The sequence below is a fragment of the Streptomyces sp. MspMP-M5 genome (assembly GCF_000373585.1).
GTDB lineage: Bacteria > Actinomycetota > Actinomycetes > Streptomycetales > Streptomycetaceae > Streptomyces.
Genome location: NZ_KB891866.1, coordinates 56,374 through 70,906 on the forward strand (window position 1 = coordinate 56,374; position 14,533 = coordinate 70,906).

13 protein-coding genes are annotated in these 14,533 nt (G+C 71.3%); 7 read left to right on the top strand and 6 right to left on the bottom strand.

Annotated elements, in window-relative coordinates:
- Window position 1: 1 nt before the first annotated feature.
- Window positions 2-1,075 (bottom strand): FAD-dependent monooxygenase, encoded by a 1,074-nt coding sequence (locus tag B073_RS0106530; RefSeq protein WP_018537283.1) that lies wholly within the window; start codon window positions 1,073-1,075, stop codon window positions 2-4.
- 84 nt (window positions 1,076-1,159) lie between these two features.
- Between B073_RS0106530 and B073_RS0106535 the strand changes: the two genes are divergently transcribed.
- The 6 genes from B073_RS0106535 (at window position 1,160) to B073_RS39285 (ending at window position 9,289) form a co-directional block, all read left to right on the top strand.
- Complete coding sequence (locus B073_RS0106535; RefSeq protein ID WP_037811099.1) at window positions 1,160-1,651, top strand: TetR/AcrR family transcriptional regulator; 492 nt, start codon at window positions 1,160-1,162, stop codon at window positions 1,649-1,651.
- 122 nt (window positions 1,652-1,773) lie between these two features.
- On the top strand, window positions 1,774-2,538 hold the full coding sequence (locus B073_RS0106540; RefSeq protein ID WP_018537285.1) for an SDR family NAD(P)-dependent oxidoreductase: 765 nt from the start codon (window positions 1,774-1,776) through the stop codon (window positions 2,536-2,538).
- Between the two features lie 100 nt (window positions 2,539-2,638).
- Complete coding sequence (locus B073_RS0106545; protein ID WP_018537286.1) at window positions 2,639-5,566, top strand: ATP-binding protein; 2,928 nt, start codon at window positions 2,639-2,641, stop codon at window positions 5,564-5,566.
- Window positions 5,567-5,656: 90 nt separating this feature from the next.
- The gene (locus B073_RS0106550) at window positions 5,657-8,047 is read left to right on the top strand and encodes a molybdopterin cofactor-binding domain-containing protein (protein WP_018537287.1); all 2,391 of its coding nucleotides are present in this window, start codon (window positions 5,657-5,659) and stop codon (window positions 8,045-8,047) included.
- 61 nt (window positions 8,048-8,108) lie between these two features.
- Window positions 8,109-8,585, top strand: a complete 477-nt coding sequence (locus B073_RS0106555; protein WP_018537288.1) for a (2Fe-2S)-binding protein — start codon at window positions 8,109-8,111, stop codon at window positions 8,583-8,585.
- Between the two features lie 179 nt (window positions 8,586-8,764).
- Window positions 8,765-9,289, top strand: a complete 525-nt coding sequence (locus B073_RS39285; RefSeq protein ID WP_051093934.1) for a MarR family winged helix-turn-helix transcriptional regulator — start codon at window positions 8,765-8,767, stop codon at window positions 9,287-9,289.
- 113 nt (window positions 9,290-9,402) lie between these two features.
- Here B073_RS39285 and B073_RS0106565 read toward each other — a convergent pair whose 3' ends face one another.
- From B073_RS0106565 to B073_RS0106585, 5 genes are all read right to left on the bottom strand, one after another.
- Window positions 9,403-11,214: a chloride channel protein gene (locus tag B073_RS0106565; RefSeq protein ID WP_037811073.1), complete on the bottom strand. Its 1,812-nt coding sequence runs from the start codon at window positions 11,212-11,214 to the stop codon at window positions 9,403-9,405.
- Window positions 11,215-11,498: 284 nt separating this feature from the next.
- Entirely contained in the window at window positions 11,499-11,735 is a 237-nt protein-coding gene (locus B073_RS0106570; protein ID WP_018537291.1) for a DUF2180 family protein, read from the bottom strand.
- Window positions 11,736-11,979: 244 nt separating this feature from the next.
- Entirely contained in the window at window positions 11,980-12,327 is a 348-nt protein-coding gene (locus B073_RS39290) for a DUF3040 domain-containing protein (protein ID WP_037811075.1), read from the bottom strand.
- Window positions 12,328-12,364: 37 nt separating this feature from the next.
- A complete protein-coding gene (locus B073_RS0106580) occupies window positions 12,365-12,826 on the bottom strand; it encodes an SPW repeat protein (RefSeq protein ID WP_018537293.1) in 462 nt (153 codons plus the stop codon).
- Between the two features lie 143 nt (window positions 12,827-12,969).
- Window positions 12,970-13,746, bottom strand: coding sequence for a methyltransferase domain-containing protein (locus B073_RS0106585; RefSeq protein ID WP_018537294.1), 777 nt, complete (start codon window positions 13,744-13,746; stop codon window positions 12,970-12,972).
- Window positions 13,747-13,951: 205 nt separating this feature from the next.
- On the opposite strand from B073_RS0106585, the gene B073_RS0106590 reads away from it, so the two are divergent.
- The gene (locus tag B073_RS0106590; protein WP_018537295.1) at window positions 13,952-14,494 is read left to right on the top strand and encodes a GNAT family N-acetyltransferase; all 543 of its coding nucleotides are present in this window, start codon (window positions 13,952-13,954) and stop codon (window positions 14,492-14,494) included.
- Window positions 14,495-14,533 lie beyond the last annotated feature (39 nt).

Genomic DNA, 14,533 nt, shown 5'->3' on the forward strand with positions numbered 1-14,533 from the left:
CCTACGCACCCGCCGGTATCTCCCCACCTCCGAACGCCACCGCGCCCTCCCGGCCCTTTGCCTGGTTCTCGGCGACATAGGGCCGCAGCTCCGCCTCGTAGGCGGCGAACGCGGCCGGGTGGTCGCCGCCCGCCAGGGCCAGCTGCCGGGCCAGCGTGCGGGCGCCGATCAGTGCCTGGGAGGTGCCCATGCCGCTGGTGGGCGCGGCGCAGTACCCCGCGTCGCCGAGCAGCGCGATCCGGCCCCGCGACCACCTGTCGAGGTGGATCTGGCAGGTGGAGGAGAAGTAGAAGTCGTCCGCCGCGCTCATCGCCGCCAGCAGGCGCGGTGCTTCCCAGCCGTGCCCGGCGAACGCCTCCCGTACGGCCCGTTCCTGCGCCTCACGGCCCCGCCGGTCCAGTTCGGGTGAGGCGGTGGCGAAGGACAGGCTGACCGCCAGGGTGTCCGGATCGCCGGCGCTGAACGCGTAGATCGCCGTGCTTCCCGCCTGGCACAGCACTCCGCTGCGGTCGAGGCCGAGGTGGTTGGCCGTGGTGAACCCGGCGCCGGACATGCCCAGGTGCCGCAGGGTGTCCGCGTGCGGGCCGAAGGCGAGCCGGCGGACCTTCGAATAGACCCCGTCCGCGCCGATGACGAGGTCGAAGCGCCGGGCCGCGGACCGCTCGAACTCGACCGCGACACCGGTGTCGTCCTGGCTGAGCGCACTGATCGAGTCGTCGAAGACATACTCCACATCGGCCGCGGTCACCCGGTGCAGGATCCGGGTCAGTTCCCGTTTCGGGACTTCGAGCTCGCCGGCGAACACCTCGGCGGGGAGCCGCCCGGTCTCGGTGCCCGTCGCGTCGACCAGGGTCGTGCCGCGCATCTGCGTGTCGTGCCCGCGGATCTCGCCGAGGATGCCCATCTCCTCCAGCACGTCGAACGCCGCGCCGCGGAAGTCGACCGCGTACCCGGTGTCCCGGAGGTCCGGTGCGCGCTCGACCACGGTCACCTCGTGGCCGTCGCGCCGCAGGAAGTAGGCCAGGGCCGGACCGGCCACGCTGGCGCCCGAGATCAGAACCTTTGTCGTCGTCATGGGAACGACCGTAGCCGGGTCTTGTCCATTTGGTCAAACCATTTGGATGAACCGATTGGACAAGCCTTCGCTATGCTGAGCGGCATGGGAAACCGAGAGGATCTCCTGGCCGGGGCCAAGCAGTGCCTGATCGAACGCGGCTGGGCCCGCACCACCGTCCGGGACATCGCCAAGGCCGCCGGGGTCAGTCATGCCGCCATCGGCTACCACTTCGGCTCCAAGGACGCGCTGCTCACCCAGGCACTGGTGCAGGCGGTGGACGAACTCGACGACGAACTCCGCCCACAGGCAGCGGGGGACGAGCCGGCGGACCGCTGGCAGGCACTGATCGACAGCTTCACCACCCACCGGGCGCTGTGGGTGGCCCAACTGGAGGCCGCGGTGCAGGCCGAGCGGTCACCCGAGGTCCGCGCCCATCTCGCCGAGGGGCAGCGCCAGGGCCGCGAGGGACTGGGCGGCTCGGTACCGCTCGCGTTGCTGAGCGGACTGATGCTGCAGTGGCTGATCGACCCGGAGCACGCGCCGTCCGGCCGTGACGTGGTCCACGAGCTCCGCTCGCTCACCGGCGACTCCTGACGCACTCACCGCCGTTTCCCGGGCCGGTGAGCCGGCGGTGAGCGTGCGGTGAGCCGGGCCCGCCATCGTGGTGCCCTCGCAGGTCGGACACCGAGCGTCGGCCGCGGAGAAGGGAATTGACGATGGCTTCGCTGACGGGCAGGACGGCACTGGTGACGGGTGGCTCGCGGGGGATCGGCCGGGCGGTGGCGCTGCGACTGGCCGGCGAGGGAGCGTCGGTCGCGGTCCACTACGGCGGCAACGAAGCGGCGGCCCACGAGACCGTGGCACGCATCGAGGAGTCCGGGGGCCGGGCGTTCGCCGTGCGGGCACGGTTCGGTGAAGAGGACGCCGTGGAGCGGCTGTTCGAGGGGCTGACCGCCGGGCTCGCCGGGCGCGGACTGGACATCCTGGTCAACAACGCCGGTATCTCGTCGGGGCATGCGATCTCGGAGGTGACTCCACGGGAGTGGGAACGGCTGCTGGCGGTCAACGTCACGGCCCCGTTCTTCGTCACCCAGCGGGCGATACCGCTCCTGAACGACGGCGGCCGCATCATCAACATGGGATCGACGGCCAGTCGGTTCGCGGTCTCCACGCAGATCGGATACACGGTCACCAAGGCGGCGTTGGAGGCGTTGGCGCCGTCGCTGGCCAACGAACTCGGCCGCCGGGGCATCACGGTGAACACCGTCGCACCCGGGGCGGTGCGGACCGACCTGACCGCCGGCCACACCGCGATCCCCGAGGTGGTGGCGGGACTTGAGGCGATCACCGCGCTGGGGCGCCTGGGGGAGCCCGAGGACGTGGCCGACGTCGTCGGCTTCCTGGCGGGGCCGCAGGGGCGTTGGATCACCGGCCGGACCATCGACGTCTCCGGCGGAACGTATCTCGGGCCCCTGGTGTGACGGACGGCGGGTGCCGGGTGCCGGGTGCCAGGTCAAGCCGTCGCGGCACCTGGTAACCCAACGCGCCCTGTGGGAGCGCACGTCGGTGATAATCACCGCTATGCGCTTCGGAATCCTCGGCGGGACACAGGCGTGGTGCGACGACGGGGCGGAGGTTCCGCTGGGCGGGCCCGCGCGGCGCGCCCTGCTCGCCCTGCTGCTCGTCCGGCCGGGCGAGGTCGTCCCGGCCGAGCGACTGGCCGACGGCGTCGGAGCCGCCGGCGGCGATGCGGCGCCGGTGCCGTCCGCCCATGCGCTCCAGTCGCAGGTGTCCCGGCTGCGCTCGGCGCTGGGTGGGGCGGCCGTGATCGAGCGGAGCGGGGCGGGGTATCGCCTGGTCGTCGCCCCGGACGAGGTGGACGCCGGGCGATTCGAGGAGTTGACACGGGACGGCCGGGCGGCCTTGCGGGACGGCGATCCGCGCCGGGCGGCCCAGCTGTTGCGGGAGGGGTTGGGACTCTGGCGGGGGCCGGCGCTCGTCGACGTCGCCGACAGCGAGCCGGGGCAGGCAGCCGCGGCACGTCTGGAGGAAATCCGGCTGACGGCACTGGAGGACCGCTACGAGGCTGAGCTGTGCATCGGCGAACACCGCGCCGCCGCAACCGAGTTGCGGGCGTTGCTGGACCGTCACCCACTACGGGAGCGCCTGGCCGGACTGCTGATGCGGGCGCTGTTCGCGGACGGCGGCCAGGCCGCGGCACTGCTGGTGTTCGAGGAGGTCAGGCGGCGACTGGCCGACGAACTGGGAACCGACCCCTCGGCCGAGTTGACCGGACTGCACCGGGAACTGCTCCACGCCGACGCGTCGCCCTCGCCCACCCCGCCGCCCGCCGAGCTGACCGCCCTCGTCGGCCGGGCGGGCGAGGTGACCGAGGTCGGCGAACTCCTGCGGGCCGCACGGCTGGTGACGTTGACCGGGCCCGGCGGCGTCGGCAAGACCCGGCTGGCCGTGGCGGTCGCCGCGTCGGCCACCGACGACGTGTGCTTCGCCGAACTGGGCGCGCTGCCCGACGCCGCCCACCTTCCCCAGGCACTGCTCGCCGCCCTCGGCCTGCGCGAGCGGGGACTGCACATGGCGCACGACGACCAGGGCCCACTGGACCGGCTGCGCACCGCGCTGTCGGGCCGCACGCTGCTGCTCGTCCTGGACAACTGCGAGCACCTCGTCGAGGACGTCGCGCCGCTCGCGGCCCGCCTGTTGGCCGCCTGCCCGCAGCTGCGGGTACTGGCGACGAGCCGGGAACCGCTGGGCATCATCGGCGAGCACCTCCACCCCGTACGGCCGCTCGACGACCAGGCGGCCCAGGAACTGTTCACCGACCGGGCGCGCGCCGTGCGCCGGGCCTTCGTCCCCGACCCCGCGGCGGTACAACGTGTCTGTACCGCTCTGGACAACCTGCCGCTGGCCATCGAGCTGGTGGCGGCCCGGCTGCGCACCCTGAGCCTGGACGAGCTGGCCGCCGGTCTGTCCGACCGGCCGGCGTTCGCCGCACGAGGCAGCCGCACGACCGACGGGCGGCACCGGACGTTGCGCTCGACCGTTGCCTGGAGTTGGGACCTGCTCTCGGAGCCGGAACAGCGGGTGGCGCGGCGTTTCTCGGTGTTCGCGGCCGGCGCGAGCGTCCAGGCCGCAACGAAGGTGTGCGACACCGACGAGGAGACACTGGAGTCACTGGCCGACAAGTCGCTGCTGGACCGGTCCGGCGGCCGCTACCGCATGCTGGCGACGATCCGTGCCTACGGCGCCGAACGGCTGGACGCCGCGGGGGAGATGGAGACGATCCGGCGCACCCACGCACGGACACTGCTGGCACGCATACGTGCCGCCGACCCGTGGCTGCGCCGTGGTGAGCAGCTTGCCCGGCTGGCGGAACTGACCGCGGAGCAGCCCGACATCCTTGCCGCCGTGCAGTGGGCAGTGGTGGCGCCCGAGCCGGCGACGGCCCTGGAGCTGCTGGCCGCCGCCTCCTCGTACCTGTGGATCCGCGGGCAGTCCGGCACTCTGGCACCGCAGGCAGCGGCCCTGCTCCACACCGTGGGCGAGGAGCCCCCGACCGGACTCGAAGAGGAGTACGCCGTCTGCGTACTGCTCGCCGCCTCCGGCCCGCCCGAGGCCCGTACGGCCTGGCACAGGCACCGGGACGCCGCGGACCGGGCCCTCACCGAGGCGTGGTCGGCCGGCCGGGCGGGCAGCTGGCCGGCCGCCCTCCTGCCGTGGATGATCCACAACGCCGGCGCCGGCGACGCGGCCGGCGCCTACGCCCTCGTCTCCGCCCAACGGGACCGCCCCGAGCCCTGGACCCGGGCAGCCGCCCAGTACGTGGCCGCGTTCGGCCCCTTCGGCGACGGGGACCTCGCCGAGGCCGAACGCGGCTTCCAGGCGGCCGCCGAGCAGTTCCGGGCGCTGGGCGAACGATGGGGCACCGCGCTGACCCTCGACGCCCTCGCATCCCTGGCCGCCGTGCGCGGCGACCGGGACGCGGCCCTCGCACTCACCGACGAAGCCCTCACCCTCGCCGAGCAGTTGGGCGCCTGGGAGGACTACGCCGACCTCCTGGTCAACCGGGGCGACCATCGCCTGGCCGACGACCCGGCGGCGGCCCGCGCCGACTACACCCGGGCCGCCGACCGCGCCCGACGCGCCGGCAGCGCCACCGCCCTCGCCGCCGCACAACGCGGGCTCGCCGACCTCGCCCTGCTGGACGGCGACCCGACCGCGGCGCGGCACCTCTACCTCCAGGCACTGGAACACCAGGATTCGCACTGGGTGAAGGGCCTGGCCAACCGCATCCGCACACTGACCGGCCTCGCCCGGATCGCCGAGGAGCGCGGCGAACTGGCCGAGGCCCGGGCTCGCTACCGGCAGGCCGCCCGGTCGGCGACCGCCTCCGGGGCCGTGCCGAGCACACCACTGCCGGACGCACTGCGCCTGATGGGCCTGCCCGAACCCCTCGTCCAGGCAGTGCGCCGAGGCGCAGCGGACCGCTGACGAGAAGTCTCCACGTCCCCGTTGTTCTGTCGTGCGCAGGCGTTCGCTACCATCCGGTAGGTCGATCAACCACGCTCCGTGAGAGGACAGATGATGGCTGTTCAGGATCGTCTGCCGCAGGAGCACGCGGAGGTCGCGCAGGCCGTCGACCCGGTCGACCAGGGCGCCTCGGATACCGGGAACGCCGCGGAGGGGATCGAGCGCCGCAGGTTCCTCGGCTACGTCCTGGCGGCGCCAACACTGGCCGTGGCGGCCCAACTGGGCGAAGCCGCAGCAGGATCCACGCCGGCACACGCCGCGGTCGGTTCGCTGCCCGAGCTGACGAAACTGTTCGACCTCAACGACATGCTCACCGACGCCGCGCTGCCGACGGCCGGCCTCATCACCATTCATGTCCACGCCGACGGCACCGCCTCGTTCGCGTTGCCGCGTGCCGAGGTCGGCCAGGGCATCACCACCTCCACCGCGATGCTGATCGCCGAGGAACTCGACCTGCCGCTGGAGAAGGTCCACGTCACCCTCGCGGACGCGCGCCCGGAGCTGCTGTTCAACCAGCTCACCGGCGGTTCCAACACCACCATCTCCACCTACACGCCGATCCGGGTCGCCGCGGCGATAGCCAGGAAGCGGCTGCTGGCGGCCGCCGCCGATCTGCTCGGCGCCGAGCTCTCCACACTGACCAGCAAGGCCGGGGTGATCAGCGCCCCGAACGGCCGGAGCACGACCTACGGTTCGCTCGCCGAGAAGGCCGCCAGCCTGAAGACCGTACGCGTGGCCACCGACCTCAAACCGCGGTCCGCGTTCTCGGTCATCGGCACCGCACGCAACCGCGTCGACGCGCGGGCGAGCGTGACGGGCCGCAAGCAGTTCGCCATGGACCTGCACGTGCCTGGTGCCGCGCCGACCATGGTGTGCCGGCCGCCCACGATCAACGGTACGGTGCGCTCCGTGCAGAACCTCGCGGCGGTACGGGCGATGCCCGGCGTCACCGATGTCGCGACCCTCTCCACCGGCGTCGCGGTACGCGCCCGGACCTTCGGGCAGTGCATCGACGCGGTGCGTGCCTTGCGGGTGACCTGGGGCCCGGGGACCGCGGAACGGGCGTCCGACGACACGGTCCTGCGCGAGCTGAAGGCGGCCGAACTCCCGCTCGCCGTACCGAAGTTGAGCCACCTGGCCAAGACCGTCGAGGGCTCCTTCACCTTCCACTTCGCCAGCAACAGCGCGCTGGAGCCCAACTGTGCGGCCGCCGACGTACGGTCCGACCGGGCCGAGATCTGGGCGGCCCTGAAGTCGCCGATCGCCGCCCAGCAGGCGATCGCGGCCAAGCTGGGACTGCCGCAGAGCGCGGTCACGGTGCATGTCGCCGAGGGCGGTGGTTCGTTCGGCCGCAAGCTGTTCTCCGACGCCGCACTGGAAGCCGCCGAGGCGTCCAAGGCGATGGGCAAGCCGGTCAAGCTGATGTGGCACCGCACCGACGAGTTCCGGCAGGGACGTACGCACCCGATGGCCACCTCGCGCATACGGGCGACGTATGCGCTGGGCAAGGTGCTCACCTACGAACAGCGGCACACCTCCGTCTCCACCGACTTCGGGCACGGCCTGGGGGAGATCATCACCGCCACGGCCGCCAAGCTCCCGGTGGGAGACCTCACCTTCTCCGAGACGATCTTCACGCTCAGCCAGCAGACGCCCTACGACCTCGGCCTCACCACCCAGTTCCTCAACGAGGTGGACAAGGGCTTCAACACCGGCAGTATGCGCAACATCTATTCGCCCAACGTCCGGTGCGCCCAGGAACTCGTCATCGACCGGCTGGCGGACGAGATGGGCAAGGACCGCCTGGCCTTCCGCCGGCAGCTCGTCAAGGACGACCGGGCCCGGGCCGTTCTGGACAAGGTCGCCGAACTCGGCGACTGGGGAAGGAAGATGCCGGCCGGCACGGCTCAGGGAATCGCCGTCCACCCCGAGTACCACGGCGTCGTCGCGGTACTCGCCGAAATCGACTGCCGCCCGGAGACCACCGGACGGCACATCCCCGACGCCTGTACGGGACCCCGCGTCACCAAGGTCGTCTGCGCCGTGGACGTCGGCCTGGCCGTCAACCCTAAGGGCCTGGAGGCCCAGATGATGGGCGGCATCATGGACGGCATCGCGATCACGCTCACCTCGGGCCTGCACCTCAAGGACGGCGCGTTCCTGGAAGGCAGCTGGGACAACTACTTCTACACCCGGCAGTGGAACACCCCGCCCGAACTGCAGATCGTGGTCATGCCGCCGACCGGCGGAAAGCCGGGCGGCGCGGGGGAGTTGGCGGTCGGCGCCGCGTCCGCCGCAGTCGCCTGCGCCTACGGCGCGGCCACCGGCACCATGCCCACCACGTTCCCCCTCAACCACTCCGGCCCGCTCGGCTTCGAGCCACTGCCGACCGTCCCCCCGATCCCGCAGTCGCCGACCGACGGCCTGGACCGCGCCTACTGAACCGGCTCGCCGGCAGCGCACACCAGGAACGCGAGGGCCACCAGCAGCGCAAGGAGCGATCGTGCCCCAACACACCTTCATCCTCAACGGCAAGTCCGTCACGGTGGACATCGAGGACGACGTCCGTCTGCTGTGGGTGCTGCGCGACGTCCTGGGCGTCACCGGGCCGAAGTACGGCTGCGGTCTCGGTGTCTGCCAGGCATGCACCAGTCACCTCAACGGCAAGGCGTTCAACCCCTGTTCGGTTCCGGTCAAGGACGTCCGGCCGGACGACGAGGTCACCACCATCGAGGGGCTCCCGGCCACCGTCGGCAAGGACCTGCACCCCATGCAGGAGGCGTGGTTGGCGCACGACGTGGCCCAGTGCGGCTACTGCCAGCCCGGCCAGATCATGGCCGCGGTCGCCAAGGTGAAGCAGGCCCGCGCCGCCGGTAAGGAGATCACCGAGGCCGACCTCGACGAGATCCGCAACGTCTGCCGCTGCGGCACCTACCACCGCATCCGCGAGGCCATCATGGAGGGCGCCAAGCACTTCTAGGGCTGGGGCGCAGCCCAACCGCCCCGGCGGCCATGACGGCCGTGGCTCCCAGCACGTGCAGCGGATGCGGACCGCAAGTCATAAACAAAATGTTGATTGAAGGGTGAATGTCGTCCAGTGGCTGGACGGCCGGGCGGGCTCGCCCTTCGCCGCCGCCTGCGGGGCGGTATAAAAGCGGTATGGTGCGACAAGATCAGGCTGACGGACAGCGGCGGACCCCGGCCGTGCAGCCGCCGGACGACCTGCACGAGACCGTGGAGGAGGTCGCCGCGGCCGTCATGACGGCGTCCCGGTTGTTCGTCGCGCTCTCCGCACGGGCGCTCGCCGAGACCGAACCGTCCCTGACCCTGCCACAACTGCGCACCCTGGTGGTCCTGCACGGCGAGGGCCCGGTCAAGCTCGCCGCGCTCGCCGCGGGACTGGACGTCAACCCGTCGACGGCGATGCGGATGGTCGACAAGTTGGAGGCCCGCGGCCTGGTGGACCGGCAGATGAATCCCGACAACCGCCGCGAGGTCATCGTGCGCCTCAAGGCACAGGGCCGCTCCCTGGTCGAGAGGGTCATGGCCCACCGCCACCAGGAGATCCAGGCAATCGTCGCCAGTCTTCCGGCCGGCCGGCGCGCCGAGTTGGTACGCGGACTGCGCGCCCTGACCGACGCCGCCGGCGAGCAGACCGCCGACTCGCTGACGGAGCGGTACTGAAACACAAAACGGTACCGAACACGGAGCGGTACCGAACACGGAGCGGTACCGAACAACAACCGGTACACGGCCCGGGCGACGGGGCCTTTGCCGCCACGAAGGCCCCGCGGGGCTCAGGTGGGGACGACGTCCGGGTCACGCCGGCGGCCGCCCGGGATGAGGCGCTGCCGGTGGTGCTCCTCCGTCAGATCGTGCCGTCGGGCATGCAGCAGGTGGTGCAGGGTGACCGTTCCCACCACACGTTCGTCGGGGCCGTGACCGACGACCGGGGCCTGGGTGACGCCGTGTTCGGCGAAGAGGTAGGCCGCCCGGCGCAGGGTGTCATCGGGCCGCAGGGTCACCGGGGACGGCATACAGACATCCGCCACCGTGCTGTTTCCCGGCCGGCCGACGTCCTCGGCGGCCGCGTCCAGCAACAGGTCCTGGGTCGTGACCATGCCTGTCGCACCCTCGCCGGTGACCACGGGCACCAGCCGCCGCCCGTCGTCGGCGGAGATCTTCGCCTCCCTGGTGAGCTTGAGCGCGGCCGCCACGCTCTCCGCGCCCTGGAGGAGCAGCGGCCGGCGGTCCATGACCTCCTCCACGAAGAACGTCTCCAGCGGATCGGTGGAGTACTCCCTGGTCAGGTGTAGTCCGCGGCGGGCGATCTTCTCGGTGAGCACCGAGCGCTTGAGCAGCAGCGCCGACAGCGCGTAGGCGGCGGTGGACGAGATCAGCAACGGCAGCACCGTGCCCCAGGCATGGGTCAGTTCGAGGGTGAAGATCACGCCGGTCAGCGGTGACCGCATCACCCCGCCCACCACTGCGGCCAGTCCCATCATCGCCCAGAAGCCCGGGATGACCTGGGGGAAGACCAGGCCCTCGGCCGCGCCGACCGCCCCGCCGATCATGAAGACCGGAGCGAGCACCCCACCGGAGGTGCCCGAGCCGAGCGAGAGCGACCAGATCAGGGTCTTCACGACGAGGATGCCGACGATGAGCGACACCGTGGCGTGCCCGGTCAGCAGCTGCTCGATGACGTCGTAGCCGACACCGAGGGCACGCGGTTCGACCAGTCCGCCCAGGCCGATGACCAGTCCACCGATGGCGGGCCACCACATCCAGTGGAACGGCAGCCGGGCGAAGCCGTCCTCGGCCCGGTACACCAGCCAGGTCGCCACGACCGCCAGCGCACCGCCCAGCAGCCCGGCCGCCAGACAGAGCACATCGACCGTGGGCGCGACGTGCAGTCCGGTGGTGGACACCGGGAAGATGGGAGCGGTGCCCAGCAGGAAGCCGCGCACCACCGTGCTGACGCCGACCGCCGCGACCACCGGGACGAAGCTGCGCGGCCGCCACTCGAAGAGCAGCAGTTCCACAGCGAGCAGCACGGCCGCCAGCGGCGAGTTGAAGGTGGCCGCCATACCGGCCGCCGCGCCGGAGACCAGCAGGGTCTTGCGTTCATCCGCGCTGAGCCGCAGGCCCTGCGCCAGGATCGAGCCGATCGCACCACCGGTCATGATGATCGGCCCCTCGGCGCCGAACGGGCCGCCGGTTCCGATACTGATCGCCGCCGACACCGGCTTGAGCACCGCCACCCGCGGCGCGACCCGGCTGCCGCCGGTCAGGATCGCCTCGATCGCCTCGGGCATACCGTGCCCGCGGATCTTCTCCGACCCGTAGCGCGCCATCGCACCGATCACCAGGCCGCCCACCACCGGTGCGCCCAGCACCAGCCACCACGGCCGATGCTCCAAGCCGGGCGCGACCAGCGCCGTCGACCACCGCTGGTAGAACACCACATTGGTGACCAGCCCGATCAACCGCAGCAACGCCAGTGCCGCCACCGCGCCGGCGGCGCCCACGAGCAACGCCCAGCCGCAGATCACCAGCATTCTCGGCTGCACCGTGAAGTCGCCGAGATGGGCACCCCGGTGCCTTGTCATTCCCTTGCGCGCCCCGCTCACCGCGGCGCTCCACTACGTCGCGGAGCGCCTGTGCACAGCGCTCGCCCTTCGCCTGGCCACAGGCACCTTTGTATGTTTTCCACAATGCAAGTATTGCAGTGTGCAAGACTTGCAGTCAGGTGGTGTCCAGAACCTGGACGGAGTGACGGTTGGCTCCAGGGGGCGGACGCCGTCGGGAAGCGCGCCCGAGTGCCCCCTTTCCCGCCGTTCGGGGGCGGTCGGGGTGACCGGCTGGGGTTGCCTCGCCCACGCCTGGCTGCGCGCTAACGCATGCTGCGCTTCACCTCTGCCTGGGGCGTCGGCGCCATCGCGAAATGGCAGGTCAGGCACGTGAGTTCGCGCGCCGGGCGGGAAAGTGTGGACTGGCCGACCCCGGCGATCCGATGCCCGGGCTCCAAGGCCACATGGCAGTGCCGCAAGCAGACACCCACGCCGCAGTGATGGCATACGCCCACGGCGTCGACGACCTGCTCGGCCCACGCGCAGTCGAAGCACTTCATGAGATTCACCCGCCTCCAGTGCGCCTACCCGATCCCATTCTATCGACAGGAAAGTATTGCGGTAGGCAATGTTTCAGGATCGACGGCCTGGACGGTGGTGACCGTCCCGGGCGACGCGGGCGACGCGGGCGACGTGGGCGCGGGCGCGGGCCGAGCGGAGCACCGGATCGCCCGCCGGCCGCCAGTGCGCTGATCGCCAGCGCCCCGCCCGCGTTGCGGCGACGCGGGCGGGGCACCCCTCGGTTCAGTCGTGGACACCCCGGCGGTGATCGCTCGGGGCCCGACGGCCGGGCGAGTGGTGGAACCGCGACGTGAGGAACGGCGCCGCGGACACCAGCGCCATCGCGCCCGCCGCCCACAGCACCGCCGCACTCCGTGCCAGGCAGGCCGCGACGAGCAGCACGGCACCCACCGCCACCGCCGTGTACGCCAGCGCCGCACCGGCTCGGCGCCGGATGCCCCGGAGGAGCCGACGGCGCCTTTGGGGGCTCTCCCCGAACGTGCTCAGCAGCAAGGCCAGCTCGGGGTCGTCGGCCAGAAAGTACTCCTCGATCTGGGCGAGGACCCGGCGGTCACGCATGGGGAGACTCATGATCGCCTCTTCCCGAAGTCAGGCACTCCCCGCCGGGCTACGTGGCCGGCTTCCGTTGCGACTCGGTTGCCATGGCCAGGCGTGTGGCGGCCAGTCCAAGAGCCAAGGTCACGGCGCCGATCCAGACGTTGTTCCAGATCAGTCCGGCACTGGCGCTGTGGCCTGCGGTCACGACCCAGGGCGAGATGACCAGCCAGACACCGATCACCGCGCAGGTCCAGCTGAGCCGGTACATGCGTTCCGGCGCCCGGGTCAGCCCGAGACCGACCACCGCCAGCACGATGCCGATGATGAGGTTGTTCACCGTGAGTTCCGGGCTCGTTGCGCGGAAGTGGACCACCCAGGGCGAGATCGCCGCGTACATACCGGTGAGGAGGATCAGCCCGTCGAGGGCGGTTGCCTGGCGTCCGGAGAGCATGCGTGCGTAGCGCTCGCGCATCTCGGCTACGTCGGGGTGGCTGGTGATGTCCGTGGTGGTGTGATGCGAGAGGTCCGACATTCGAATCGCTTCCTCTCAGATGCCTCGAATGACCTCAACTCAAGAATACCATTGCATTCTGCAATGATGCGGGTCGAAGCTCGCACCGACTCGGAGAAGTTGGAGACGGCCCTTTCTCCGCTCCAGGCTTCGGGCTCGGGAGGCTATGCCTGGGCCACGACGAGGTAGACGGTCACCGCGGCGAGGAAGGGGCCGTGGGCCAGGTGCGCCAACCAGCGGTCGGCCTGCTCCTCGTCGAAGTAGCCGGCGGTTACGGCGCGCCGGGTGGTGCGTTCCAGTCCGAGGATCTTGTCGGCGACGTGAGCGTCCCGGAAGACCGAGGTGACGGGAACGACTGCCGGCACCGCGAAACCGCACTCGGTCGCCAGGCGGGGGAGCTGCCTGCCGATGGCCGCGTTGCGTACCACCTCGTCGGCGAGGTGGTGGGTGTAGGCACGTGTCAGCTCGCGGTCCGGGTGGTCGATGGTCAGCGTCTCCCAGTCGGGCTCGCCCATGACCAGCCGCCCGCCCGGCCGCAGGACCCGGCGGATCTCGCCGAGGGCCTGAAGGGGATCGGCGACATGCTGCAACACCCGGTCGGTGCGTGCACGGTCGGCGGAGCGGTCGGGCAGCGCCAGGTCGTGGAGGTCGCTCAGGCGGACGTCCACCACGGGGTGGTCGGCGGTGCGTGCCCGAGCCGCGTCGACCATGGCCGGGTCGCGGTCGATGCCGATCACCGAACCCGTGGTGGTGGCCGCGCCGGCCAGGGTCGCCAAATCGGTCCCAGGGCCGCAGCCGAGGTCGAGTACGGTCTGGCCGGCGCGGACATCGAGCGCGTCGAGCATGCGCTGCTTGTAGGAGCGACCGACATCGCTCGCGGCCAGGCGGTCGAGATAAGCGATCTGGTCGGGCCTGGTGGTCTCGAAGGGGGAAGAGGTCATGACGGCCAGTCAAGCAGAAGATCCCTCAGGCGGTGGCCTGTTCGGCGGCGTAGCGCATCGCGGGCGTCAGGTGCCCCACGCCGCGCTGCTCATGGTCGACGGGAGCGGGCGGGGCGCTAGGGGCGCCAGGAGTGGCCTTACAGTTCGTAGCGGATGTTTGTTGCGCACTCGTTCCTGACTGACCGACCGACTGACGGAGGCCCCCGTGTTTGTCCTGCCGCTTGATGACGGTGCCGAGCTGCGGCCCTTGGAGCCCTGGCAGGCACCGGAATTCCTCGCTCACATGGACCGCGCCCGGTCCACGGTGGACCCCTGGATTCCGTGGGCGACCCGGACCACCGACCTGGAGTCCGCGATCCAGGTCCTCCAGGGCTATGCGGACGGCCAGGCAAAGGACGGGTCGCGGATCTACGGCATCTGGTTGGAGGGCGTGCTGGTCGGCGGCGTGATGTTCACGCAGTTCGATGCCGCCCTGGGTGTCTGTGAGATCGGATGCTGGCTGGAATCGGCGGGGGAGGGGCGCGGGCTGGTGCACCGGGCGAGCCGGGCACTGATCGACTGGGCCTTCCGCGAGCGCGGGATGAGCCGCGTGGAATGGCGGACCACCCCGGCCAACAAGCGCAGTGTCGAGGCGGCCCGCCGGCTCGGCATGCGGCGCGACGGAGTGCTGCGCAGGCAGTTCCCGTACCGGGGAGTTCGCCATGACACCGAGGTCTGGTCCGTCCTCGCCGAGGAGTGGGCGGACTGAGGCGCACCGGCCGTGCGGCGCCGGACGGTGTCTGTGGCG